Genomic DNA, 24,977 nt, shown 5'->3' with positions numbered 1-24,977 from the left:
CGAGATGCAGATCCGGCTGACCGTCCTCGGGCCGCGCAGCGGCCGGGCAGCCCGCGGCAGTGACGTGCTCGTCACCGCGCCCGCGGGCACCGTGCTGGGCTCGGTGGCCGGCGCGCTCGCCTCCGCCGCGGGCTCCGGGCAGCCGGGCCGCTCCGCCGGGTCCTCCGTGGCGCTGTACGTGGGGCAGGAACGCGTGGCACCCACCGCCGTGCTCGGGGTGCCCCCGCTGGTCGACGGCGCCGTCCTGTCGCTGCACGCCTCCACCGGCCGGCCAGGCGAGCCGCACGACCACGGGCAGTACGGCAGCTTCGGGGAGTACGGCCGCCCGTCCGCCGACGTCGCACGGCTGCTGGTGGTCGGCGGGCCCGACGCGGGCGGCGTCCACCTGCTGCCCGGCGGCAGGGCCACGATCGGGCGCTCGGCCGACGCGGACGTACCGCTGGACGACCCGGACGTCTCGCGGCTGCACTGCGAGGTGGCCTTCGGCCCCGACGGCGGGCTCACCGTCGCCGATCTGGGCTCCACGAACGGTACGACGCTGGGCGGCCGCCCGGTCGGCCCGCAGCCGGTGCCGCTGCCCCCCGGCGCGCTGCTGCACCTGGGCGAGTCCACGCTCAGGCTCGAACCTTCCGGCTCGGCCGCCCCGGCTCCGCTGCCGGCAGAGCCCGACTCCGACGGGCACCTGCGGGTGTCGCTGCGCGACGCCCCGTGGCCCGAGGCCGCGACCAGGACCCACGCGGCGGTGCCGGCGCAGCGGGACGGTTCACAGCCGCCCGCGGCGCCGCACGACGTCCACGCCCTTCCCGGGCAGCCGGGCGGCGGCGGCCAGGAGGCCGGGCCTGCCCGCGCCGACCGCAGGCCGCCCGGCGACGGCAGCGGCGGATCGCACACCGGCGGGGCGGCCGGCACGGAGGCCGCAGGCCGCCCGGCGGCCCCGCAGGACGGCGCGGAATCCGGCGAGGTACAGCCGCGGGACGCCCACACCGGGCGGCAGGGCAGTCCCCCGGACCCTCCCGGGGCGGCCGGGCACCCGGACGGTTCCGCGGCGCAGGACGGGCGGCGGGACACCGGGCAGGCGCGACGGCCCGGCACCGGCCAGGGCGGCAGAAACGGCGTCGTGGGCTCGATAGGGGCCTGGGCGAGGCGGCGGCTCGGCGGCGCAGGGCGTGTGGAGGGCGAGGAGGCGTACACCGGGGGTGAGGCGGAGGCGCTGCGGGAGCGCTGGCCCGACCCGGCGGCCGTGCTGCTCATGGCGCTCGGCCCCGGCAGGCGGCTGTGGGAGCGGGCGCCCGGGCACCCGGACGCGATGACCGTGCGGCTCGGCACCGCCGACCTGCCCTCCGAGCACGGCACCCGGCGGCTGGCGGGGGTGCCCTTCACCGTGGACCTGCGCGAGCCCCGCACCTCGGCGCTGACCCTCGCCGGGCCGCGGCCCCGGCTGGCCGGGCTCGCCCGCGCCGTGCTGGCCCAGCTGTGCGCCCTGCACTCCCCCGGCACCCTCGAGGTCGTGCTGCTCAGCGCCGACCGGGCCAGGCCCGCCGACCAGCGGGCCGAGGAGTGGTCGTGGCTGAACTGGCTGCCGCACCTGCGCCCGTCCCGCGGCCAGGACTGCCGGCTGCTGCTGGCCTTCGACCGGGACCAGGCGCAGGCGCGCACGGCCGAGCTGCTGCGCAGGATCGAGGAGGGCTCCGCGGGCGCCGGCGGCCAGGGGGCGTATTCGCTGCTGGTGGTCGACGGCGACCCGGGGTCGGCCGCGCTGCGCGAGAGTGTCGCGCGGATCGCCGCGGCAGGGCCCGCCGCCGGCATCCATGTGCTGTCCCTGACCGAGCCGGGCGAGCGGCCCGTCGTGGACGGCGGGGTGGTCGCCCGGCTGTCGGGTGACGTGGCGACGACTCTGCTGGTCGAGCCCGCGGGCGATCCGCGGGGCCCGGCGGACGCGGAAGGCGCGGACGAGATCGTGCTCGACGCGGTGTCCGCGGCCTGGGCCGAGCATTTCGCGCGGGCGCTCGCCCCGCTGCGTGAGGCCGACGCGGACGCGCCGGGCGCCGGGTCGCGGCACGCGCTGCCCGCCGCCGTGCGGTTGCTGGACGAGCTGGACCTCGCGCTGGCCACACCGGCGAAGATCGCGGCGCGCTGGGCGGCCGCTCCGGCCGCGGCGCCGTCAGCCGCCGCCGTGCTCGGCGCAGGGGCGGGCGCGGGCGGCCGGGTGGCCGTGGACCTCGTCGCCGAGGGGCCGCACCTGATGGTCGGCGGCGCCCCGGGCGCGGGCAAGACGGAGCTGCTGCGGTCCCTCGCGGCGGCGCTCGCCGCGGGCGAGCGTCCCGACCGGCTCGTGCTGATCCTGCTGGACGGCGCGGGGCAGGAGCGCGGCGAGGGGCTGGCGGGCTGCGCCGACCTGCCGCACGTCAGCGCGCATCTGGTGGCCTCCGACCCGGTCCGGATGCGGGAGTTCGCGCAGGCGCTCAGCGCGGAGCTGAAGCGGCGCGAGGGGGTGCTCGGCGGGCGGTCCTTCGCGGCGTGGCACGCGGAGCGGCTGGTCGCGGCGAGCGTGCCGCACCAGGGCGGCCGCCAGGAGGCGCCCGCCGCGCCGCCGCCGGCGCTGCCGCGGCTTGTGGTGCTGGTCGACGACCTCGACGCGCTCGTCGCCCCCGCGCTCGGCGCCCCGGGCCGGCCTGCGGCCGGCAGCGTCGTCCGGGCCGTCGAGGCCGTCGCCAGGGACGGCGAGCGCCTCGGCGTCCACCTCGTCGCCTCGACGGGGCGGCCGGAGCGGACCGCGGGCACGGAGGCGGACGAGCGGGCGCCGCTGCGGGTCGCGCTGCGGATGGCCGACACGGAGTCCGCAGCCCTGCTGGTGCACGTCGAGGACCCGGCCGGGCTCGACGAGGCCGTACCCGGGCGCGGTTATCTGCGCCGCCCTGGCGGCGCGGTGACGGCCTTCCAGGCCGGGCGGGTCAGCGGGCGCATCCCGCGCACGGCGACCCTGCGGCCGACGGTGGTGGGGCTGGAGTGGGAGCGGATGGGGGATCCGCCAGCGCGGCGCCAGGTCCGCGAGCTGGGCAACGGGCCGACTGATCTTGCTTTGCTGGCCAGCGCGTTGCAGCGGGCCGCGGAGGCCGAAGCCGCCCGGTGAATCCGGGTTCCCCCGCGCACCGCTGAGGGCTCCCCCCGCGTGCGACGGGAGGTTTGGGCCAAGATCACGGCGTGGTCACATTGCGCGCCGGCACCCCTACCGGGCCTTGCCGAGGGCAGTTCACCGGGCGTAGTACAGGGCGCAACGGGACTGAGGGGATGCCAGATGCACAGGTTAAAGGGCAAGACGCAGATCGGCGAGAGCGGCGGCCGGCTGGGGCGCACTACGCGCATAGCGCTCGCCGTCGTATCGGCTTCGGCGCTGGCGCTGACCGCGGCGGCCTGCGGCGGAAGCGACGACGGGGACAAGAAGAGCGACGCGCCGACCACCACGGCGTCCGCCACCGGCAGCGGCGACGCCCTGCAACTGCCCGACCTGCACGGCCAGAAGCTGGAAGTGGCCGCTGTGTGGACGGGCCCCGAGCAGAAGAACTTCCAGAAGGTGCTGGACGAGTTCGACAAGCGCACGGGTGCGAAGACCACCTTCGTACCGACCGGTGACAGCCAGTCGACCTTCCTCGGCACGAAGATCCAGGGCGGCGCCCCGCCCGACGTGGCGTTCCTGGCGCAGAACGGCGTGATGCACCAGTTCGCCGACAAGGGCTGGCTCAAACCGCTCGGCCCCGAGGCGCAGGCGCAGTTGACCAAGAACTTCTCCCCCGGCTGGCAGAAGCTGGGTGCGTGGAAGGACAAGCAGTACGGCATCTACGCCAAGGTCTCCAACAAGTCGATGGTCTGGTACAACGCCGCGGCGTTCGACAACGCGGGCGCGACCGAGCCGAAGACGTGGGCCGACTTCCTGAAGACGGCCGAGACCGTCTTCGAGTCGGGCACCCCGCCGGTGTCGATCGGCGGGGCGGACGGCTGGACGCTGACCGACTGGTTCGAGAACATCTACCTGTCGCAGGCGGGCCCTGAGAAGTACGACCAGCTGGCCGCGCACTCCATCAAGTGGACGGACCCGTCGGTGAAGGCGGCGCTGACCACGCTGGGCCAGCTGTTCGGCAACAAGGACCTGATCGCCGGCGGCTCCAAGGGTGCCCTGGGCACGGACTTCCCGAAGTCGGTGACGCAGACCTTCGGCAACCCGCCGGCGGCCGCGATGGTCTACGAGGCGGACTTCGTCTCGGCGTTCATCTCGGCCAACACCAAGGCGAAGGTCGGCACCGACGCCAAGGAGTTCGCCTTCCCCGCCGTCGGTACGGGCAAGGCGCCGGTGGTCAGCGGCGGTGACGTGGCCGTGGCGCTCAAGGACGGCCCCGGCGCGCAGGCGCTGCTGACCTTCATCGGGTCGACGGACGCGGCCAAGATCTGGGCGCAGGGCGGCGGTTACCTGTCGCCGAACAAGTCGCTCGACATGTCGGCGTACCCCGACGACGTGCAGCGCAACATCGCCAAGTCGCTGATCGCCGCGGGTGACGACTTCAGGTTCGACATGTCGGACCAGGCGCCCGCCGCCTTCGGCGGCACCAAGGGCGAGGGCGAGTGGAAGGACCTCCAGGACTTCCTCGCCAAGCCGAACGATGTGGCGGGTGCGCAGGCCAAGCTGGAGGCGGACGCCGCCAAGGCGTACGGGAGCTGAGGCAGGTGGCCCCGGCACAGGTGGCTGGTGCCACCGCGGGGGCGGGGGGCGGCGGTTCAGCCGCCGCCGTTCCGCCCCCGCCGGGTCCCGGCAAGGGATCCGGCCCCCGTCGCAGCGTCATGGGCACCCGGCCGTGGGTGGCCGCGCTGTTCCTGCTGCCCGCGCTGGTGCTGCTGGGTGCGCTGGTGGCGTATCCGATCGTCTACACCATCAAGCGCAGCCTGTACGACGCCGACGGCGGCGCCTTCATCGGGCTGAAGAACTTCGGGACGGTCTTCAGCGACCACGGCATCCTCACCGCGGTGCGCAACAACGTCGTCTGGGTGGTGGTCGCGCCGGCCGTGGCGACGGCCCTCGGGCTGGTGTTCGCGGTGCTCACCGAGAGGGTGCGCTGGGGCACGGCGTTCAAGCTGATCGTCTTCATGCCGATGGCGATCTCGATGCTGGCCGCGGGGATCATCTTCCGGCTGGTCTACGAGCAGGACCCCTCGCAGGGGGTGGCGAACGCGGTGGTGGTGGCGGTGCACGACACCTTCACCGACAACGCCGCCTACCCCGGGGCGAGACCGCGGCCCAACAGCGATCTCGCACCGACCAAGGGCGGTTCCTTCACCTCGAAGTCGACGGCGAGCGCCGGCGCCCCGGCAGACCTGCCGCTGGTCGGCATCCCGAAGGACAAGGTGCCGTCCGGCGCGCGGGACGCGAAACCCGCGGCCCCGCAGCCGGGTGCGGTGACCGGGACCGTGTGGCTGGACTTCCGGCCCGGCGGCACCGGCAAGCCGGGGGTGATCGACCCGGGCGAGAAGGCGCTGTCCGGGGTGAAGGTCCAGGCGGTCAAGGACGGCAAGGTCGTCGCGTCGGCGAAGTCCGGCAAGGACGGCACCTACCGGCTCCCCGCCGAGGCGATCGGCGCCCGACTGCGGCTTCCGGCGTCGAACTTCGCCGGGAAGTACGAGGGCATCAACTGGCTCGGCCCGAGCCTGGTGACCCCGTCGATCATCGCGTCCTACATCTGGATGTGGGCCGGCTTCGCGATGGTGCTGATCGCGGCGGGTCTTGCCGGGGTGCCCAGGGAGCTGATGGAGCAGGCCCGGGTGGACGGCGCCAACGAGTGGCAGGTCTTCCGCCGGATCACGGTGCCGCTGCTGGCACCGGTGCTGGTGGTGGTCACCGTCACGCTGATGATCAACGTGCTGAAGATCTTCGACCTCGTCTACATCATCGCGCCGGGCAGCAGCCAGCAGAACGCCAACGTACTGGCGCTCCAGCTGTACCTGTCGTCGTTCGGCGGCGGTGACGACCAGGGCGTCGGCAGTGCGATCGGCGTGATCCTGCTGCTGCTGGTGCTGCCGGTCATGATCTTCAACATCCGGCGGCTGCGCAGGGAGGCACGGCGATGAGCGCGGACGCGACCGCGGGGCCGGGTCCGACGGGGGCGGTGGCGCCTGTCGGAACCCCGGGGGAACCCGTATCGGTACGGCCGAGGGAGAGCCTGGGCACACGACTGGCCGCACTGGCCGGCGGTGGGGTGGTGCGGGTCGTCCTGCTGGTGGTGGGCCTGTTCTGGCTGCTGCCGACGGTGGGCCTGCTGCTGTCGAGCCTGCGGACCCCCTCGGACATCTCGGCGAGCGGCTGGTGGAAGGTCTTCACCTCGCCCTCGCAGCTGACGGTGACCAACTACCGCACCCTGCTGGACAACCACGCCATCACCGACTCGCTGGTGAACACGGCGCTGATCACCATCCCCACGACGCTGCTGGTGGTGGTGATCGGCTCGCTGGCCGGCTACGCCTTCGCCTGGATGGACTTCCCCGGCCGGGACTGGTGGTTCATCGCGGTGGTCGCGATGCTGGTGGTGCCGGTGCAGGTGGCGCTGATCCCGGTGGCGAAGCTCTTCGGCGACATCGGGATCTTCGGCGACATCTCCGGGGTGGTGCTCTTCCACACGGCCTTCGGGCTGCCCTTCGCGATCTTCCTGCTGCGGAACTTCTTCGCGGAGATCCCCCGGGAGCTCCTGGAGGCCGCCCGGCTGGACGGCGCGGGCGAGCTGCGGCTGTTCACCCGGGTGGTGATGCCGCTGGGCGGCCCGGCGATCGCCTCGCTCGGCATCTTCCAGTTCCTGTGGGTGTGGAACGACATGCTGGTGGCGCTGATCTTCGCGGACAGCGACTCGCAGCCGGTCACGGTGGCGCTCCAGCAGCAGGTACGGCAGTTCGGCAACAACATCGACATCCTGGCGCCCGGCGCCTTCGTGTCGATGGTGATCCCGCTGGCGGTCTTCTTCGCCTTCCAGCGGCAGTTCGTGTCCGGGGTGATGGCGGGCGCGGTGAAGTAGCGGCATCCGCACCCTGCCGCGGCGGCACCGCGGCGAGCGGGTGACACGGTGACGCGGCGGACAAATCCGGCCGCGGGGGGCGTTTACACTGACGCCCCCCGCAGCCGGGAGCCGCCCGTTCCAGGGGCTCCCACCGTTCGAACGGATCCCCATGACGCTCACCCCCACCGCCCCCGATCCGGCCGGCGAGCAGCTTCCCGCGCCCACCTCCCTCGACGAGGTCAAGGGCTGGTTCTTCCCCTCCGACCAGGTGCTCTTCGACTGGTTCCTGACCCGCCAGCACGAGCTGACCGAGCCGGGCGACCTGCTGGAGATCGGCGCCTACATGGGCAAGAGCGCGATCTTCATGGGCAGCTATCTGCGGGACGGCGAGACCTTCACGGTCTGCGACCTGTTCGATTCGCCGGCGCAGGACGACGCGAACTCGGCGGAGATGCGCTACTCCTACGCGACACTCACCCGTCGCTCTTTCGAGGCCAATTACCTGTCCTTCCATGACGAGCTGCCGCAGGTGGTCCAGGGCCTGTCGTCACTCGTACGGGACCGGGTGCAGGCCGCCAGCTGCCGCTTCGCGCACATCGACGGCTCGCACCTCTACGAGCACGTGCGCGGCGACATCGAGGACACCAGGTCGCTGCTGCACCCGCACGGCATCGTCGCACTCGACGACTACCGCTCCGAGCACTGCCCGGGAGTGGCCGCCGCGGTCTGGGGGGCGGTCGCCGGCGGCGGCCTCAACCCGGTGTGCGTGACCGGCACCAAGCTCTACGGCACCTGGGGCGACCCGGCACCGGTGCGCGAGCAGCTGCTGGAGTTCCTGGCCGGCCGCGACGACCTCTGGCACGGCGTGGAGGAGGTGGCCGGCGGCCCGCTGGTGCGGGTCAAGGGCGTCAAGACGGTGCCGCCCGCCCAGCCGCTCTCCCGGCACCGGCGTGCGGAGCCCGTCGTCGAGGCGGTCCCCGAGACCCCCCCGGCGGAGCAGCCCGCGCCGGTCGTGCGGCGGCGCTCCCCGTTGCGCCGTCTGGTGCTCAACGTACTGCCGCCCTTCGTGTCCAAAGGCTTCGTCAGGCTTCGCGCCGCGCTGCGCCACCAGGCGTAACCAGCGGGGCGGCCGCGCGTTCGCAGGATATATAGCGTCACATGCCGCATTCACCGCGGATGTGGTCGTAGTGTCCCGTGTCCCCGCGTCGAACCTGGATGTGCTGCTGTGCCCCGCTTCAGCGTCATCGTGCCCGTCTACCACGTGCAGGCGTATCTGCACGCCTGCCTGGACTCCGTGCTCGACCAGTCCTTCGGCGACTTCGAGCTGATCGTGGTGGACGACTGCTCACCGGACGGCAGCGGCGAGATCGCCGACGACTTCGCCGCCCGCGACCGCCGGGTGAGCGTCCTGCACCTCGCGGAGAACGTCGGTCTTGGCCGGGCCCGCAACGCCGGTCTCGCGCGGGCCACCGGCGACTACGTGCTCTTCCTCGACAGCGACGACACCTACGCCCCCGGCGCGCTGCGGGCCATCGCCGACAGGATCGACCGGACCGGCCGCCCCGACCTGCTGATCTTCGACTACGACCGCACCTACTGGAACGGGCGGGCGGAACGCAACCAGTTCTCCGCGCTGCTCGCCCAGACCGACCCGCAGGTCTTCTCCCTCGACGAACGCCCCGCCCTGCTGCGGCTGATCATGGTGGCCTGGAACAAGGCCTACCGGCGCGACTTCCTCGCCCAGGTCGGGGTGGTCTTCCCTGCCGGCTACTACGAGGACACGCCGTGGACGTACCCGGTGCTGATGGCCGCGGAAACGATCGCCCTGCTCGACCAGGTGTGCGTGCACTACCGGCAGCGCCGCAAGAGGGGCATCCTGCACACCACCAGCAGGCGGCACTTCGAGATCTTCAAGCAGTACGACCTGCTCTTCGCCTTCCTCGACAGCCGCCCCGACCTCGAGCGCTGGCGCACCGTCCTCTTCCGCCGGATGCTCGACCACCTCACCACGGTCTTCAACCTGCCCGACCGGCTGCCCGGGTCGTCGCGCCCCGAATACTTCCGGCGCTGCCGCTCGCAGTACCGCAGGCTGCGGCCCGACGGCTTCCGGCTCGCGCTCGGCCGGCGCAGCGGGGTGCGCTACCTGCTGGTCGCGCTCGGCGCCCGGCGGACCTTCCGCGCCCTCGGCGGGCTGCACCGGCTGCGGCTGCGCACCGTACGCAGGGCCAGGACCGCACGCGGCCGGCTGCGCACCGCCGCACTGCACGCGTACTACCTGCTCCAGCGGCGCCGGCCGCTCGACCCCGACCTCGCGGTCTTCTCCGCCTACTGGGACCGCGGCTACCTCTGCAACCCGGCGGCGATCGAGGCCGCGCTGCGCGATCTCGCCCCGCACATGCGGACTGCGTGGGTCACCACAGCGGAGCACGCCCACACCCTGCCGCCGGGGGTGCGCCGGCTGGAACCCGGCTCGGCCGGCTTCTGGAAGGCCATGGCGCGCGCGTCGTACCTGGTCAGCAACGTCAACCTGCACCGCCGCTACGCCAAGCGGCCGGGCCAGATCAACGTGCAGACCCACCACGGCACCCCGCTCAAGCACATGGGCGTCGACCTGCTCCAGCACCCCGCCGCCGCGCACGGCATGGACTTCGACCGGCTGCTCCGGCACGTCGACCGCTGGGACTACAGCATCTCGGCCAGCCGGCACTCCAGCCTGGTCTGGGAGCGCGCCTACCCCTCCGCCTTCACCTGCCTGGAGTACGGCCAGCCGCGCACCGACGTCTTCCACCGGGCCACGGCCGACGACGTGCTGGCGCTGCGCGACCGCCTCGGCATCCCGCGCACCACGACCGCGCTGCTCTACGCACCCACCCACCGCGACTACCAGCGCGGATACCTGCCGGCGCTCGACCTGCCGCGGCTCGCCGAGGAGTTGGGCCCCGGCGTCACGCTGCTGCTGCGCACCCACTACCTCTACCCGCCGGGGGACCCGGCCGGCGCTGCCCACCCGCGCGTCATCGACGTGTCGGGGCACCCGTCGGCCGAGGAGCTGTGCCTCGCGTCGGACGGGCTCATCACGGACTACTCGTCGCTGATGTTCGACTACGCGGGACTCGACCGGCCGATCGTGCTGCACGCGGCGGACTGGGAGACCTACCGGGCCACGCGCGGGGCCTACTTCGACGTCACGGCGCATCCGCCCGGCCCGGTCTCCCGCACCCAGGAGGAGCTGACCGACATCCTGGCGACCGGTTCCTGGTCGGGCCCCCGCTCGGCCCAGCTCCGCGCGGCCTTCAGGGCGCGCTTCTGCCCCTACGACGACGGGCACGCCGCGGAACGCGTGGTCCGCCGGGTCTTCCTGCGGGAGGACGGCGGGCTGCCCGCCGTCGTGCCCCTCCCGGACCGCCGCCCGGCGGCCGCACCGCACCGCCCGGCTCCCCGCCCGGCCGCGCGGCCGCTGCCCTGAGGGAGGCCGCCCGCAGCGGTGGCGCCGCCGGTTCCGCGCCGCCCGCGGCCTGCCGGGGCGGCGCGCGATCGGGCCCGAGGTCAGGGAGCGGGTACGGCGGCGGCCGGGGCCGGGTCGGTCAGGGTCGAGGGCGACGGGGCCGGGCGGCGGTCCCCGAGGGGGCGGTAGGGCACCAGGCCGTCCTCGCCCAGGAAGACCCGGCGGACCACGCGTTCGGCCGCGAGCCCGTCGTCGTAGCCGCAGAAGCGCTCGCGGAAGGCCGCCCGCAGCGCGGCCGCGGTGCCGTCGGACCACGCGCCGCCGCGGAACACCTCGGCCAGGGACGCCTCGTCGTGGGCGACGGCCCCCGGTGTCTCGCCGGGCCGCCCCGACAGCAGGTCGAAGTAGACGCCGCGGGCGGCCCGGTAGGCGGCCCAGTCGGCGGCGTGGACGACGATCGGCCGGTCGAGGTTGGCGTAGTCGAACATCAGCGAGGAGAAGTCGGTGACCAGGGCGTCGGACGCGAGGCACAGCTCCTCCACACAAGGGTGCGCGGAGACGTCCACGACGGCGCCCGCGGCGTGCAGCGCCTCGAGCTGCGGGCTCTGCCCGTAGAAGTAGTGGGCCCGCACCAGCAGGGTGTGGCCGGGGCCGAGTTCGCGGGCGAGGCGTTCGAGGTCCAGCGGGAGGACGAACTCCCGCTGGTAGTCGCGGTGGGTGGGGGCGTAGAGGATCGCGGTCGTGCCGGGGGCGAGCCCGAGTGCCTGCCGGGCGCGGCGGACGTCGTCGGGGCCCGAGGTGTAGAAGACGTCGTTGCGCGGGTAGCCGGTCGGCAGGGTCTGGTAGCCGCTGGGGTAGACGCGGTCGAAGACCTCGGCGGAGTGCTGGTTGGCCACCAGCGAGTAGTCCCACTGGTCGGCGTGGTCGAGCAGCCGGCCGAAGCTCATCCCCTTGCCGACCGCGGGCCGTGCGCGCAGGTCCATGCCCATGTGCTTGAGCGGGGTGCCGTGGTGCGTCTGCACATAGGTCTGCTCGGGCCGCTTGGTGACGTTCCCGGTGAAGTTGGCGTTGTTGACCAGGTGGCCCGCCCTGGCCAGGACGTCCCAGTAGCGGCGCGAGTTGACGACGACGTGGTCGACGCCGGGCGGCAGCGCCTCCCGGTCGCGCTTGTTGACGACCCACACGCCGTGCAGATGCGGGGCGATCTCCGCGGCCTTGCGGTAGATCGCGGCCGGATTGCAGGACACCCCGCGGTTCCAGTAGGCGGCGTAGACGACCAGCCCGGGGTCGACGGGCCGGCGCAGCCGCATCCGGTAGTAGCGCTGGTAGACCGCGCGGGCCACGCCGTTCTTGCGGGCCCTGGCCTTCTTGACGATCCCCATGGCGAACGCCCTTGCGCCGAGCGCCGCGCGGTAGCGCCCGTAGGAGCCGGTGCCCGCGGCCCTGACCCATCGGGCCTCCTTCGGCTCGGGCGCGGACCAGCCGGCGGGGCGGTGCTCGGTGAGCAGCCGCCCCGCGCTGCGGACGAAGTCCGGGGCGGCCTCGGGGGTGAGCCGCTCCTCGCCGACGGCCATCAGGACCGCCGCCATCTGCCCGTAGAGCGCGGCCCGCGCGGGCTCGCCCGGCAGGTCCGCGAAGAGTTCCCGGTAGCGGTCGACCACGGCCAGGTGGTGGGCGCCGCGGGTGGTGGTGAGGCTGCCGGAGCGGCGCTTGCGCCAGCGGACGCACACCCGGTCCAGGCAGCCGACGCGCGCGGCGGCGGTGAGCACCCGGGTGGCGAGCGCCAGGTCGGCGTAGGGGGCGTCGCCGAAGGCGAAGCCGCGGGAGGTCCAGAAGTCCCTGCGTACCGCCCGGTTCCAGGCGGCGGGGTAGCAGGCCAGGCAGTCGGGGAGGTCGGCGGCGCTGAAGACGCGCGTGCCCGCGGCGGCCAGGAAGTCGCCGTCACCGCTCTCCTGGACGTTCTCCCACACGGTGAAGCGCTCGTGGTCGTAGAGCAGCACATCGGGGTCGCCGGTGCGGCCGAGCCGGGTGTCGAGGGCGGCCAGGGCGCCGGGCGCCATCAGGTCGTCGGCGTCGAGGAAGAGCAGGTAGTCGCCGGTGGCGCGCGCGGCGCCCGCGTCCCTGGCCGGTCCCGTGCCCGCGGTGCGGTCCAGGCGCACCGGTACGACACGGGGGTCGGCGGCGGCGAGGTCCGCGATGATCGCGCCGCATGCGTCGGGTGAGGCGTCGTCCACCGCGATCACCTCGAAGTCGCCGCAGGACTGCTCGAGCACGGACTGCAGGCAGGGGCGCAGGAAGCCCTGCGCGCGGTGGGCGGGGACGACGACGCTGAAACGGGGCATGACCATCCTGGACAGATCGGTGGTTACCGGTACGGGATAACGTCCGAGGGTAATTGCCCGCGCACGCTGTGTCGATCCGCGGGGGCGTGTCCCTCGTTCGGCCTACCTTCGGTGACCGCTGCGGGCGGGGCGAGTTGAACACACGGCATGGTCTGCCACCGCCGTCCCGGAAAGGAGCGTTGTCCCCCATGACGCCCCGTCTGACCGTCGTCGTCCCCGTCTACAACGTCGAGCAGTACCTGGAGGAGTGCCTGCGGTCGATCGCCGCGCAGACGCTGGCAGAGCTTGATGTGGTGATGGTGGACGACGGCTCGACCGACGCCAGTGCGGACATCGCACGGGCGTTCGCCGCCGCCGACCCGCGCTTCCGGCTGGTCGCGCAGGACAACGGCGGCCTCGGCCACGCCCGCAACACCGGTGCGCGCAACGCCGACCCCGAGACGTCGTACCTGACCTTCATCGACAGCGACGACGTGCTGCCGCCGCGCGCGTACGAGCAGCTCACCGGCCTGCTCGACCGGTCCGGCTCGGACTTCGCCACCGGGAACGTCTACCGGCTGACCACCGCGGGCCGCAGCCAGGCCTGGCAGCACCGCGGCATGACCAGGACCGTCAGCCGCACCCACATCACCCGCGACCTGAACCTGCTGTCCGACCGGGTGGCCTGGAACAAGGTCTTCCGCCGCACCTTCTGGGACAAGCACGAACTCGCCTTCCCCGAGGGCGTGCTGTACGAGGACACGCCGCTGACCATCCCCGCGCACTTCCTCGCCGACGCCGTCGACGTGCTGCACGAGCATGTCTACTACTGGCGCATCCGCGAGGGCTCCATCACCCGGCGCCGCACCGACGTCAAGGGCGTACGCGACCGGATCGCCGCGGTCGACGGGGTCTCGCGCTTCCTCGCCGACCCCGCCAACACCCGCTGGAGCACCCACAAGCGGGACTACGACCGGTCGGTGCTCACCGACGACCTGCTCTACTTCATCGAGGCCCTGCCGATGGCGGGACCCGAATACCACCGGGTCTTCATGGACCGCGCCGGCGACTACCTCAGCCGCGTCGACCCCACCCTCTACCCCGGGCTGCCGGTCGAACTGCGGCTGCGCTGGGAGCTGATCAGGGAGGGCAGGCTCGACGACCTGCTGACCGTGCTGGGCCACGAGCGGCAGGGCGGCCGCACCGTCTTCGACCTGGCCGGGCTGCCGCTGCGCAAGCGTGCCGTCGTCGTACGCCCAGACGGCTCGCCGGTGCCGCTGTCGCGGGCGGCCACCGCGACCGGTTCGACCGACCTGCCGGTCGTCGCCCGGCTGCGTGACCTGGAGTGGCGCGACGGCAAGCTGGTGCTCAAGGGCTTCGCGTACATCCGCAACGTCGACGCCCGCAGCCGGCGCTCCTCGCTCAAGACCGCCGTCGCCACCTGCGGGCGGCGCAAGCTGCTGCTGCCGGTGCGGTCGGTGAAGGCACCCGACGTCACCGACGAGCAGACGCAGGAACGCCACTGCTACGACTGGTCCGGTTTCGAGATCACCGTCGACCCGGCACGGCTGCGGACGGACGGCGGCTGGAAGGCGGCTCAGTGGCGCGTCGGCATCGTGGTGGCGGGCGGCACCGCGGTCCGCCCGGCCGCGCTGCGTGCCGCGGAGGCCGGCGCCGGATCGTCGCCCGTGCCCTTCCCGCTGGACGACGACACCCGGCTCGTGCCGTGGTACAAGGACGGCCGCCTGCACCTGTCGGTCGAGCCGGTCACCCGCCGCCTCACCGCCCACCAGCCGGCAGGCGACGGGCTGCTCCGCCTCGACCTCGCGGTCCGCGACCGCACCCTGCCGGTCGCCCTGCGGCTCACCCAGCAGACGACCGGCGCCGTCCTCGACCACCCGCTGGCCCCGGCGACCCCGGCCGGCTCGGACTCCCCGGGTGGCTCCGGCGCCCCGGGTGACTCCGGCGGCTGGACCGCGCTGGCCGCGGACGTCACGCTCGCCGACCTGGGCGGGGCGCGGCCCGCGATGACCGGGCTGCCCAAGGAGGTCGCCCCCGAGACGACGGCGACCTGGACCGCGGAGGTCGTCTTCCCCGACGGCGGCCGGGCCAGGGTCGCCCTCGACCGCGACCTGCCCCCCGGGCGGTACGCGCTGCCCCCGGACGAACGGCTCGGCGGGAGCGCCCCGCGCGAGCTCTCCGTCGAGGGAACCGCGGCCGGCAACCTGGTGCTCCGGGACCGCACCCCCCAGGCCGTCGCCGACCGCCTCTCCTTCACCCCGGACGGCCGCCTGCTCGTCTCCGGTGAGCTCCCCCCGGCCGCGGCCGCCCCCCCGGCCGATCCCGGCCGGGACACCGGCGCCACCGACGGCGGCCAGGACACCGCGGGCGCCCGGCTGATGCTGCGGCACGGCACCTACGCCGCCGAGACCGGCACCGGCATCGTCGCGGAAGGGGACGCGGGGCGCTTCTCCGCATCCGTCGACGTCGGCGCGCTGCCGCACGCCGGGCGCTGGTATCTGCACCTGCGGGCCGGCGGGACGGACACACCCGTCCGGGTCGCGCCACAGGCGATGGGCGGGCTGCCGCTCGAACTCGCGGTGGCCGACGGGCAGCGGCCCGTCCGGCTGGACCGCCGCTTCCACGACCACCTGTTCGTGGCCGCCGGCTCCCCCGTACCCCCCGCGGACCGCGGCCCGTACCGGCAGCGGATGCTCCGCGAGCAGCACTACCCGGTGCTCGCCCGGCGCCGGCTGACCGGCACCGTCCTCTACAGCAGCTTCGACGGCCGCCGCTGCGACGACTCGCCGCGCGCCGTGCACGACGAGCTGGTGCGGCGCGGGACCGCGCTCGAACACGTGTGGGTGGTCGCCGACCGTGCGACGCCGGTGCCGGCCACCGCGACGTCCGTGCTGCTCGGCAGCCACGCCTGGTACGAGGCGCTCGGCCGCAGCCGGTACATCGTCACCAACTCGCACCTGCCCGCCTTCTTCCGCCGCAGGGACGGGCAGCACGTGGTGCAGACCTGGCACGGCACCCCCGTCAAGCGATTCGGGCAGGACCTGGCGGGCACCCTGTGCGCCGACCTGACCCACATGTGGCCGCAGCCGCGGCTCGGCGGCCAGTGGACCGTACTGCTGTCGCCCGACGCGCAGAGCACCCCGGTGCTGCGCCGCGCCCTGGCCTTCGACGGCGAGGTCGCCGAGACCGGGCTGCCGCGCGCCGACCTGCTCAGCGGCGAGGACCGCGACAAGGTCACCGAGGACGTCCGGGCCCGGCTCGGCCTGCCGCAGGACCGCACCGTCGTGCTGTACGCCCCGACCGTGCGCGACGACGAGGCGTACGACGCCGCCCACCAACGGCTGCACCTGACCGCCGACCTCGCCGCGCTCGAAGCGGAACTCGGCGACACCCACGTGCTGCTGGTCCGCGCGCACCCGCTGGTCGCCGACAGCGTCCCGGCGGCAGGACCCTTCGTGCACGACGTGTCGGGCCATCCCGACCTGGCGGAGGTGCTGCTCGCCGCCGACGTCCTGGTCACCGACTACTCCTCGCTGCTCGCGGACTTCGCCGTCACCGGCCGCCCGATCCTGCTGCACACCCCCGACCTCGCCCACATGCGCGACACCCTGCGCGGTTTCGCGTTCGACTTCGAGGCGCAGGCGCCCGGGCCGCTGCTGTCGACCACCCCCGAGCTGATCGAGGCGCTGCGCGACCCCGCCGCCGCGGTGCAGCCGCACGGCGCGGCGTACGACGCCTTCCGGGCCGCCTTCTGCCATCTGGACGACGGCCGCGCCGCCTCCCGCGTGGCGGACCTGATTCTGCGCGGACCGCGCATCTGATGAAGCGGGGCGGCCCGACCGGCAGGGCACAGCCCGCGACAGCGGAACGACGGAAAAACGGAATCCCCGCAGCACCCGCAGGACCCCCAGGAGGCCACCACCGTGCACCTGTCCGTGATCACCTCGCTCACCGGACTGGCCCTGCTGGCCTGCATCCTGGAACTGCTGCGCCGGCACCAGCTGCGGGAGAAGTACGCGGCGCTGTGGCTCGCGGTGGGCTCGGCGGTGGTCCCGCTCGGGCTCTTCCCGCAGATGCTGGACTCGCTGGCGCGGGGCCTGGGCATCGTGTCGGGCGCCAGCCTGGTGCTCTTCGCGGGGATCGTGCTGCTGCTGCTCGTCTGCCTGCACCTGAGCTGGGAATCCAGCCGCCTGGAGGAGGAGACCAGGACCCTCGCCGAGGAGATCGCGCTGATCAGGACGGCACTGGAGGAGCAGGCCCGGCCGTCGGGCGCCGCCCCGCGCACGGAGGGCGGCACCGGATGACGCCGGGTGCGGGCCTCGCCGCGGGCGCCCGGCGGGTGCTGGTGATCGTGCCCGCGTGGAACGAGGCGGAAGGCCTGGCCGCCGTGCTGGCCGAACTGCGGGCCGCCGTCCCCGGCGCCGATGTGCTGGTGGTCGACGACGGCTCCACCGACCGCACCGCCCAGACCGCCCGCACCGCCGGCGCCACGGTCGCCCGGCTCCCGTACAACCTGGGCGTCGGCGGCGCCATGCGCACCGGATACCGCTACGCCCTCGACCACGGCTACGACGCGGCCGTCCAGGTCGACGCCGACGGGCAGCACGACCCCCGCTACGTCCCCGTGCTGCTGGCCGCGCTCGACACGGCCGACCTGGTGGTCGGCGCGCGCTTCGCGGGCGTGGGCGACTACCGGGTGCGCGGCCCGCGCCGCTGGTCGATGCGGCTGCTGTCCCTGGTGCTGTCCGGGATGGCGGACACCCGGCTCACCGACTCGACCTCCGGCTTCCGGGCCTGCAACCGCGACATGATCGCCTTCTTCGCCCGCTGGTATCCGGCCGAATACCTGGGGGACACCGTCGAGAGCATGGTGGGCGCGCTGCGCCGCGGCTACCTGGTGCGGCAGGTGCCGGTGGCCATGCGGCCGCGCACCACCGGCGCGCCCAGCCAGTCGCCCGCCAGGGCGCTGGTCTACCTGGCCAGGACCGCGCTGGTGCTGCTGCTCGCGCTGACCCGCCGGGTCCCGGCGCCGCAGCGCACCGAGGCCGCCCGGGTGCCCGAGCCCGCGGGGGCCGCCAGATGAGCCCGGTGCTCTTCGACCTGATGATCCCGTACTACGGCGATGTGCCGCTGCTGCACGCCGCGGTACGCAGCGTGCAGGCGCAGGACGGCGACGACTGGCGGCTGACGGTGGTGGACGACGGGCGCGAGCCGGGGGTGCCCGAGTGGTTCGCCGCGCTCGGCGACCCCCGGGTGATCTATCTGCGCAACCCGCGCAACCTCGGCGTGACCGGCAACTTCAACCGCTGCGTGGAGTTGGCCAGGGCGCCGTACCTCGTGCTCATGGGCTGCGACGACCTGATGCTGCCCGGCTACCTGCGGACCGTGCGGCGGGCACTGCGGCGCGCCCCGGGTGCGGCGATGGTCCAGCCGGGCGTGCAGGTCGTGGACGCCGAGGGGCGGCCGTGCGGGACGCTGGTCGACACCGCGAAGAAGCGGCTCTACGCGCCGGCCCGCATCCGCTCGGGCCCTGCGCTGCTCGGCGGCGAGGACCTGGCCGTCAGCCTGCTGCGAGGCAACTGGCTCTACTTCCCCTCGGTCTGCTGGCGCACCGACGCGCTGCGCCGCCACCCCTTCCGCGCCGACCTCGGCGTCATCCAGGACCTGGCGGTCGTCGTCGACCTGCTGCTCGACGGCGGCCGGCTCGCCACCGACCCCGAGGTCTGCTTCCGCTACCGGCGCCACGCCGTCAGCGCGTCGGCCGCGCAGGCGGTGACCGGCGCACGCTTCGACGAGGCCCGCCGCTTCTTCCTCGCCACCTCCACCCGCCTCGCCGCCCACGGCTGGCCCCGGGCCGCGCGCAGCGCCCGCCGCCACTGGTCCTCCCGCCTGCACGCCCTCACCCTCCTGCCCGCCGCCCTCCCCTCCCCCGCGCCGACCGCCGCCCTCCTCCACCACGCCTTCGCCCCCCGCCACGCACCCCCGCTTCCCGCTGCGGCGGCCGCGGCGCCGCCGGGCGGACCCACCGCCCACCCCGACCTCGCGGGGCCCGGGACCCCCGCCGGCGCCCTGCCGCCGACCGCATCGGTGTCCGGCACCGGCACGGACGCCGCCCCCGTGCCGGAGGCGGGGGCGTGAGGGGCGGGGTGCCGCGGGGGACGGGGCTGGTCGGGGCGGGGATGATCGTCAACGCCGGCGGGGCGTACGGGCATCTGGCCCTGGCCGGGCGCGGTCTCGGCACCGCGGGGATGGCCGGGCTGTCCGTGGTCTGGGCGGTGGCCTTCTCGGTCGGGATCGGGCTCTTCTTCCCGCTGGAACAGGAGCTGACCCGCACCGTGGCCGCCCGGGTCGCGGCCGGCACGGGTACGGGGCCGCTGCTGCGCCGGGGTGCCGCGGTGGCCGCGGGGCTGCTCAGCGCCGCCGTGCTGCTCCTCGCCGCGGCCCACCGCCCGCTGGCGGAAATCGCCTTCGACGGCAACTCCGCCCTGCTGTGGCCGCTGGGCGGCGCCCTGTCGGCGCTCGCCGCCGCCCACACGCTGCGCGGCCTGCTCGCCGGCCACGCCCGCTTCGCCGCGTACGCCTGCCAGCTCACCCTCGACGGGCTGCTCCGCCTCGGATCCGCCGCCGCCCTGCTGCTCACCGGGACCCGCTCCCCCACCGCCTTCGCCCTGGTGCTGACCACCTCCCCGCTGCTCGCCTGCCTCCCCGCCCTCGCCCCGGCCCTCCGCGCGGCCCGCGCGTCGGCGGCACCACTGCCCGACGCCCCCACCCTCCCGTCACCTGCGCCCCCGGGCGGACCGCACCGCCCCGCCCACGGGACGCCGACGATCACGTCACCCGCGCCGGCCCCCGCTTCAGGACCGCACGCCGTACCCGCCCACCCGGCGGCGGCAATCGCGCCGGGGCCCGCCGACCCCACGACGCTCGTGCCGGCACTCACCGACGAACCGCAGGCCCACACCGGGGTGCCGGCCGCGGCGACGCCCGCCCACACCGCAGCGGCGACCATGCCCTCACCGCCGACACCCGCCGGCGAACCACACGACCCGACCACCCTCACTGCGGCCCCGCCCGTCCACTCAGCGGTGAACACCATGCCGCCCGCACCGGCGCCCGCCGGCGAACCGCACGACCCGACCGCCCACCCGGCGGTGCCGGCCGCAGCGGCGACCACGCCCTCACCGCCGACACCCGCCGGCAAACCACACGACCCGACCACCCTCACCGCCGCCCCGCCCGCCCACACCGCGGCAGCGACCATGCCCTCACCGCCGACACCCGCCGGCGAACCGCACAGCGCACCCGGCAACCCGGCGGTGGCCACCGCGCCCGTACCCGCCCACCCCGGGGCCGCGGCCGCCACCGCGGCCGCCGGGAGGCCGGGCGGTGCGCCGCCCCCGGCGGCGGGCGAGATCGGCCGAGGGCTGGTCGCGCTGGTCGGCGGCGCCGTCTTCGCCCAGGTGCTGGCCAACGCCCCGGTACTCGGGGCGAAGGGGCTCGCCCCTGGGGACGCGGCCCTGGTGACCGCGCTGCTGTGCGCGCTGACCCTGGTGCGGGTGCCGCAGTTCGCGGTGGGCGCGCTCCAGGCGGGCCTGCTGCGGGAGCTGACCGTACGGCAGCAGCGCGGCGACCGGGCGGGCGTGGCCCGCGGGGTGCGGCGCAGCGCCGGCGGGATGGCCGCGATCGGGCTGGCCTGCACGGTGCCGGCGGCGCTGGCCGGACCGTGGGTGACCGAGCGGCTGCTCGCGGCGCCCCCGGTGCTCGGGCACCTGGACTTCGCCGCGCTCGGCCTGGGCACCACCGGCTACCTGGTGGCGTATCTCCTCGGCAACGGCACCCTCGCGACCGGCGGCCACCGCCCGCAGGCGCTGGCCTGGGCGGCCGGTGCGGCGGTGACGGCGGCCGCGCTGGCCCTGCCGGGACCCACCGGCCCCCGCGTCGAGGCGGCCTACGCGCTCGGCTCCTGGACCGCCGCCGCCCTGCTCGCCGCCCGCCTGATCCGTACGCTCAGACCAGACACACCCGCGAAAGGCGCCCTGATGTCCGACACCGCGACCCCCGACTACACCGCCCGACTGCTGGCCCGTCGGCTGCTGCCCACCCAGGCGCCCTACCGCTGGAATCTGCGCCGGCTGCGGCTCGGCAAGGTGCTGGACGTCGGCTGCGGGGTGGGCCGCAACCTGCGGCACTGCGCCCCAGGCAGCGTCGGGGTGGACCACAACGCGCACTCGGTCGCGGCGGCCAGGGCCCGCGGACTGACCGCGTACACCCCGGAGGAGTTCGCCGCCGCGGACTTCCCGCCGGGCTCCTTCGACAGCCTGCTGTGCGCGCACGTGCTGGAGCACTTGGAGGCGGCGAAGGCGTCGGCACTGCTGTCGACCTACCTGCCGTATGTGCGGCCGGGCGGCCGGGCCGTACTGATCACCCCCCAGGAGGCCGGCTTCGCCAGCGACGCGACGCATGTCCGCTTCGTCGGGTTCGCCGAGCTGACCGAGGAGGCGCGGGCCGCGGGCCTCGACGTCCGCAGGGCGTACTCCTTCCCACTGCCGCGGGCAGCGGGCCGGCTTTTCCGGCACAACGAGTTCGTGCTGGTCTCCACCGCTCCGCAGGCCCCCGGGGGGCAGGCGTGAAAGCCCTCGTCCTGGCCGGCGGCTCCGGCACCCGGCTGCGCCCGATCACCCACACCTCCGCGAAGCAGCTCGTGCCGGTCGCGAACAAGCCCGTCCTCTTCTACGGCCTCGAAGCCATCGCGGACTGCGGCATCGAGGAGGTCGGGATCATCGTCGGCGACACCGCCGCCGAGATCATGGCGGCGGTCGGCGACGGCTCCGCGCACGGCGTGCGGGTCACGTACATCCGGCAGGAGCAGCCGCTCGGCCTGGCGCACGCGGTCCTGATCGCCCGGGACTTCCTGGGCGACGACGACTTCGTGATGTATCTGGGGGACAACTTCATCGTCGGCGGCATCGGCGACCACGTCGCCGCCTTCCGCGCCCACCACCCGGCCGCCCAGCTGCTGCTGACGCGGGTGCCGAACCCGTCGGACTTCGGCGTGGCGGAACTGGACGCGCGCGGCCGGGTCGTCGGGCTGGAGGAGAAGCCGGCCGTGCCGCGCGGCGACCTGGTGCTGGTCGGCGTCTACCTCTTCTCCGCTGCCGTCCACGAGGCGGTCAGGGCGATCAAGCCGTCCGGGCGCGGCGAGCTGGAGATCACCGACGCGATCCAGTGGCTGATCGACCAGGGCGGGGACGTCAGGTCCACGGTCATCGACGGCTACTGGAAGGACACCGGGAATGTCACCGACATGCTGGAGGTGAACCGCTCGGTGCTGGAGACCCTCGAACGGGGGGTGCACGGCGACGTCGACGCGGCCAGCGAACTCGTCGGCCGGGTCAGCGTCGGCGCGGGCGCCAGGATCACCGGGTCGCGGATCGTCGGCCCGGTGATGATCGGCCCCGGCACGGTCGTGGAGGGCTCCTACGTCGGTCCCTTCACCTCGATCGGCGCGGACTGCCAGGTGCGCGACAGCGAGATCGAGTTCTCCATCGTGCTGCCGGGCTCGTCCATCCTGGGGGTGCGGCGCATCGAGGCGTCGCTGATCGGCCGCAAGGTCGAGGTGACACCGGGTCAGCGGACCCCCGCCGCCCACCGGCTCGTACTCGGAGACCACAGCAAGGTGCAGATCTCGTCATGACCACTCGCATCCTGGTGACCGGCGGCGCCGGCTTCATCGGCTCCCACTACGTGCGCGCCCTGCTCGCGCAGGACGACGGCCGGGTCGAGGTGACCGTGCTCGACGCGCTGACCTACGCCGGCCGCCGGGTGAACCTCGACGCGGTGCGCGGCGACCCGCGCTTCTCCTTCGTGCACGGCGACATCGGGGACGCCATCCTGGTGGACCGGCTGCTGGCCCGGCACGACCAGGTCGTGCACCTGGCAGCCGAGACGCACGTGGACCGCTCCATCGCGGGCGCCGCCGACTTCGTCACCACCAACGTGACCGGCACCCACACGCTGCTGGAGGCGGCCGTACGGCACGGCATCGACGTCTTCGTGCAGGTGTCGACCGACGAGGTCTACGGGTCGATCGAGGCCGGCTCCTGGCCGGAGACCGACCCGCTGGACCCCAACTCGCCCTACGCGGCCTCGAAGGCCTCCGCCGACCTGCTGGCGCTGGCCCAGCACCGCACCCACGGCCTGGACGTCAGGATCACCCGCTGCTCCAACAACTACGGGCCGCGGCAGTTCCCCGAGAAGCTGATCCCGCTGTTCGTGACCCGGCTGTTCGAGGGCCGCCCTGTGCCGCTGTACGGCGACGGGCGCAATGTGCGCGACTGGCTGCACGTCACCGACCACGCCCAGGGCATCGAGCTGGTCAGGCGCGGCGGCCGGGCGGGCGAGGTCTACAACATCGGCGGCGGCACCGAGCTGTCCAACCGCGAGCTGACCGGCCTGCTGCTGGAGGCCTGCGGCGCCGACTGGGACCTGGTCCAGGAGGTCCCCGACCGCAAGGGCCACGACCTGCGCTACTCGGTGGACTGGGGGAAGATCCGCTCCGAGCTGGGCTACACCCCGCGGGTCGACTTCACCGCCGGCCTCGCCGCGACGGTGGACTGGTACCGGCGGCGGCGCGACTGGTGGGAGCCGCTGCTGCCCGCGTCGTCCGCCGGGGTGGTGGGGCAGCGATGACCTGGCTGGTGACCGGGGCCGGCGGGATGCTGGCACGCGATCTGCTGCTGCGGCTCGCCGAGGCCGGCGAGGCGGCCGTCGGCGTCGACCGCGCGGCGCTGGACATCACCGACGAGGACGCGGTCCGCGCGGTCTTCGACGACCACCGGCCGGATGTCGTCGTCAACTGCGCCGCCTGGACAGGGGTGGACGACGCCGAGACGGCGGAGCAGGCCGCGCTGCGGGTCAACGGCGAGGGCCCGCGCCATCTGGCCGCGCTCTGCGCGAAGTCCGGCGCCCGGCTGCTGCACCTGTCCACCGACTACGTCTTCGCGGGCGACGCGACGACCCCCTACCGGGAGACCGACAGGCCCGACCCGCGCAGCGCCTACGGGCGCGGCAAGCTCGCGGGCGAGCACGCGGTGCTCGACCTGCTCCCGGGCGACGGCTACGTGGTGCGCACGGCCTGGCTCTACGGGGCGGGAGGGCGGAGCTTCGTGCGGACGATGATCCGCCTGGAGCGCGAGCGCGACACCGTCGACGTGGTCGGCGACCAGTACGGCCAGCCGACCTGGACCGCCGACCTGGCCGGGAAGCTGGTCGCGCTGGGCACCGGCGGCGCCCCCGCCGGCGTCTACCACGGCACGAGCGCGGGTCAGGCCAGCTGGTACGACCTGGCCCGCGAGGTCTTCCGGCTGCTCGGCGCCGACCCCGACCGGGTACGCAGGGTGCCGACCTCCGCGGTGCCGCGGCCGGCTCCCAGGCCCGCGTACGGCGTGCTGGCCCACGACGGCTGGGCCGCGGCGGGCATCGAGCCGATCCGCGACTGGCGTCAGGCGCTGGCCGCGGCCTTCCCCGCGCTGCGCAACCTCTCGTAGTAGGCGGTGCAGTCGGAGTACGCCGGCAGCAGCCCCGCCCGCTCCGCCTCGGCGAGCGACGGGGCGGCGGCGTCCTTCGCGGACAGCAGCGGCGCCAGGCCCGCGGGCCATGCGATGCCCAGCTCCGGGTCCAGCGGGTGCACCCCGTGCTCGCGGCCCGGCGCGTAGCCCTGCGAGCACAGGTAGACGACGGTGGCGTCGTCGGTCAGCGCGAGGAAGGCGTGCCCGAGGCCTTCCGCCAGGTAGAGCGCCCGATGGGCGGTGTCGTCGAGCGTCACGGCCGCGTGCCGCCCGTACGCGGGTGACCCGGTGCGCACGTCCACGACGACGTCGAGGACCGCGCCGCGTACGCAGGTGACGTATTTCGCCTGCCCGGGCGGCACGTCCGCGAAGTGCACCCCCCGCAGCGTGCCGCGCCGCGACACCGAGCAGTTGGCCTGCGCCAGATCCAGCCGGTGGTCGGTGGCCCCGGCGAAGTCGGCGCCCCTGAACCACTCGTGGAAGCGCCCGCGCTCGTCGGGGAAGACGGCGGGTTCGTGGACCCACGCCCCGGGGATGCCGGTCTCGCGCATGCGGGTGCCTCTCGGGTCGCGGGATGGTCGCGTGTGTCCCAACG

At 74.5% G+C, this 24,977-nt stretch carries 16 protein-coding genes; 14 read left to right on the top strand and 2 right to left on the bottom strand.

Annotated features, from left to right (window positions below; all coding sequences use genetic code 11):
• Positions 1–4 precede the first annotated feature (4 nt).
• The 6 genes from ACGFMP_RS05110 to ACGFMP_RS05085 all read left to right on the top strand — a co-directional run bounded on the left by ACGFMP_RS05110 (position 5) and on the right by ACGFMP_RS05085 (position 10,494).
• Entirely contained in the window at positions 5–3,130 is a 3,126-nt protein-coding gene (locus ACGFMP_RS05110; protein WP_393670375.1) for an FtsK/SpoIIIE domain-containing protein, read from the top strand.
• A 165-nt stretch (positions 3,131–3,295) separates the two neighbouring features.
• Positions 3,296–4,711 (top strand): ABC transporter substrate-binding protein, encoded by a 1,416-nt coding sequence (locus ACGFMP_RS05105; RefSeq protein ID WP_393670374.1) that lies wholly within the window; start codon positions 3,296–3,298, stop codon positions 4,709–4,711.
• 119 nt (positions 4,712–4,830) lie between these two features.
• On the top strand, positions 4,831–6,111 hold the full coding sequence (locus tag ACGFMP_RS05100; RefSeq protein WP_393670373.1) for a carbohydrate ABC transporter permease: 1,281 nt from the start codon (positions 4,831–4,833) through the stop codon (positions 6,109–6,111).
• Positions 6,108–7,046: a carbohydrate ABC transporter permease gene (locus ACGFMP_RS05095; protein WP_393670371.1), complete on the top strand. Its 939-nt coding sequence runs from the start codon at positions 6,108–6,110 to the stop codon at positions 7,044–7,046. Before ACGFMP_RS05100 ends, ACGFMP_RS05095 begins: the two co-directional genes overlap by 4 nt.
• 151 nt (positions 7,047–7,197) lie before the next feature.
• Positions 7,198–8,145, top strand: a complete 948-nt coding sequence (locus ACGFMP_RS05090; protein ID WP_393670370.1) for a class I SAM-dependent methyltransferase — start codon at positions 7,198–7,200, stop codon at positions 8,143–8,145.
• 108 nt (positions 8,146–8,253) lie between these two features.
• Positions 8,254–10,494, top strand: a complete 2,241-nt coding sequence (locus tag ACGFMP_RS05085; protein ID WP_393670369.1) for a CDP-glycerol glycerophosphotransferase family protein — start codon at positions 8,254–8,256, stop codon at positions 10,492–10,494.
• 80 nt (positions 10,495–10,574) lie between these two features.
• Here ACGFMP_RS05085 and ACGFMP_RS05080 read toward each other — a convergent pair whose 3' ends face one another.
• Complete coding sequence (locus ACGFMP_RS05080) at positions 10,575–12,815, bottom strand: CDP-glycerol glycerophosphotransferase family protein (RefSeq protein ID WP_393670368.1); 2,241 nt, start codon at positions 12,813–12,815, stop codon at positions 10,575–10,577.
• Between the two features lie 188 nt (positions 12,816–13,003).
• Between ACGFMP_RS05080 and ACGFMP_RS05075 the strand changes: the two genes are divergently transcribed.
• From ACGFMP_RS05075 to rfbD, 8 genes are all read left to right on the top strand, one after another.
• Positions 13,004–16,636, top strand: a complete 3,633-nt coding sequence (locus ACGFMP_RS05075; RefSeq protein ID WP_393670367.1) for a CDP-glycerol glycerophosphotransferase family protein — start codon at positions 13,004–13,006, stop codon at positions 16,634–16,636.
• Positions 16,637–16,738: 102 nt separating this feature from the next.
• Entirely contained in the window at positions 16,739–17,119 is a 381-nt protein-coding gene (locus tag ACGFMP_RS05070) for a DUF2304 domain-containing protein (protein WP_393670366.1), read from the top strand.
• Complete coding sequence (locus tag ACGFMP_RS05065) at positions 17,116–17,898, top strand: glycosyltransferase family 2 protein (RefSeq protein ID WP_393670365.1); 783 nt, start codon at positions 17,116–17,118, stop codon at positions 17,896–17,898. Before ACGFMP_RS05070 ends, ACGFMP_RS05065 begins: the two co-directional genes overlap by 4 nt.
• Positions 17,895–18,953 carry a glycosyltransferase family 2 protein gene (locus tag ACGFMP_RS05060; RefSeq protein WP_393670364.1) on the top strand — a complete coding sequence of 353 codons (1,059 nt, stop codon included), beginning with the start codon at positions 17,895–17,897 and terminating at the stop codon, positions 18,951–18,953. The genes ACGFMP_RS05065 and ACGFMP_RS05060 overlap by 4 nt, the downstream gene beginning before the upstream one ends.
• Positions 18,954–18,994: 41 nt before the next feature.
• Entirely contained in the window at positions 18,995–21,445 is a 2,451-nt protein-coding gene (locus ACGFMP_RS05055) for a methyltransferase domain-containing protein (protein WP_393670363.1), read from the top strand.
• Positions 21,442–22,509: a glucose-1-phosphate thymidylyltransferase gene (locus ACGFMP_RS05050; RefSeq protein ID WP_393670362.1), complete on the top strand. Its 1,068-nt coding sequence runs from the start codon at positions 21,442–21,444 to the stop codon at positions 22,507–22,509. Before ACGFMP_RS05055 ends, ACGFMP_RS05050 begins: the two co-directional genes overlap by 4 nt.
• Positions 22,506–23,504: a dTDP-glucose 4,6-dehydratase gene (gene rfbB / locus ACGFMP_RS05045; RefSeq protein WP_393670361.1), complete on the top strand. Its 999-nt coding sequence runs from the start codon at positions 22,506–22,508 to the stop codon at positions 23,502–23,504. Before ACGFMP_RS05050 ends, rfbB begins: the two co-directional genes overlap by 4 nt.
• Positions 23,501–24,361, top strand: a complete 861-nt coding sequence (gene rfbD, locus ACGFMP_RS05040) for a dTDP-4-dehydrorhamnose reductase (protein ID WP_393670360.1) — start codon at positions 23,501–23,503, stop codon at positions 24,359–24,361. The genes rfbB and rfbD overlap by 4 nt, the downstream gene beginning before the upstream one ends.
• Here rfbD and ACGFMP_RS05035 read toward each other — a convergent pair.
• The gene (locus ACGFMP_RS05035; RefSeq protein ID WP_393670359.1) at positions 24,316–24,933 is read right to left on the bottom strand and encodes a dTDP-4-dehydrorhamnose 3,5-epimerase family protein; all 618 of its coding nucleotides are present in this window, start codon (positions 24,931–24,933) and stop codon (positions 24,316–24,318) included. The genes rfbD and ACGFMP_RS05035 overlap by 46 nt on opposite strands.
• Positions 24,934–24,977: the final 44 nt, after the last annotated feature.

Source organism: Streptomyces sp. NPDC049040 (assembly GCF_043197715.1).
GTDB lineage: Bacteria > Actinomycetota > Actinomycetes > Streptomycetales > Streptomycetaceae > Actinacidiphila.
Note: the sequence above shows the minus strand (reverse complement) of the source record. Positions and strands in the feature narration are given on the sequence as shown.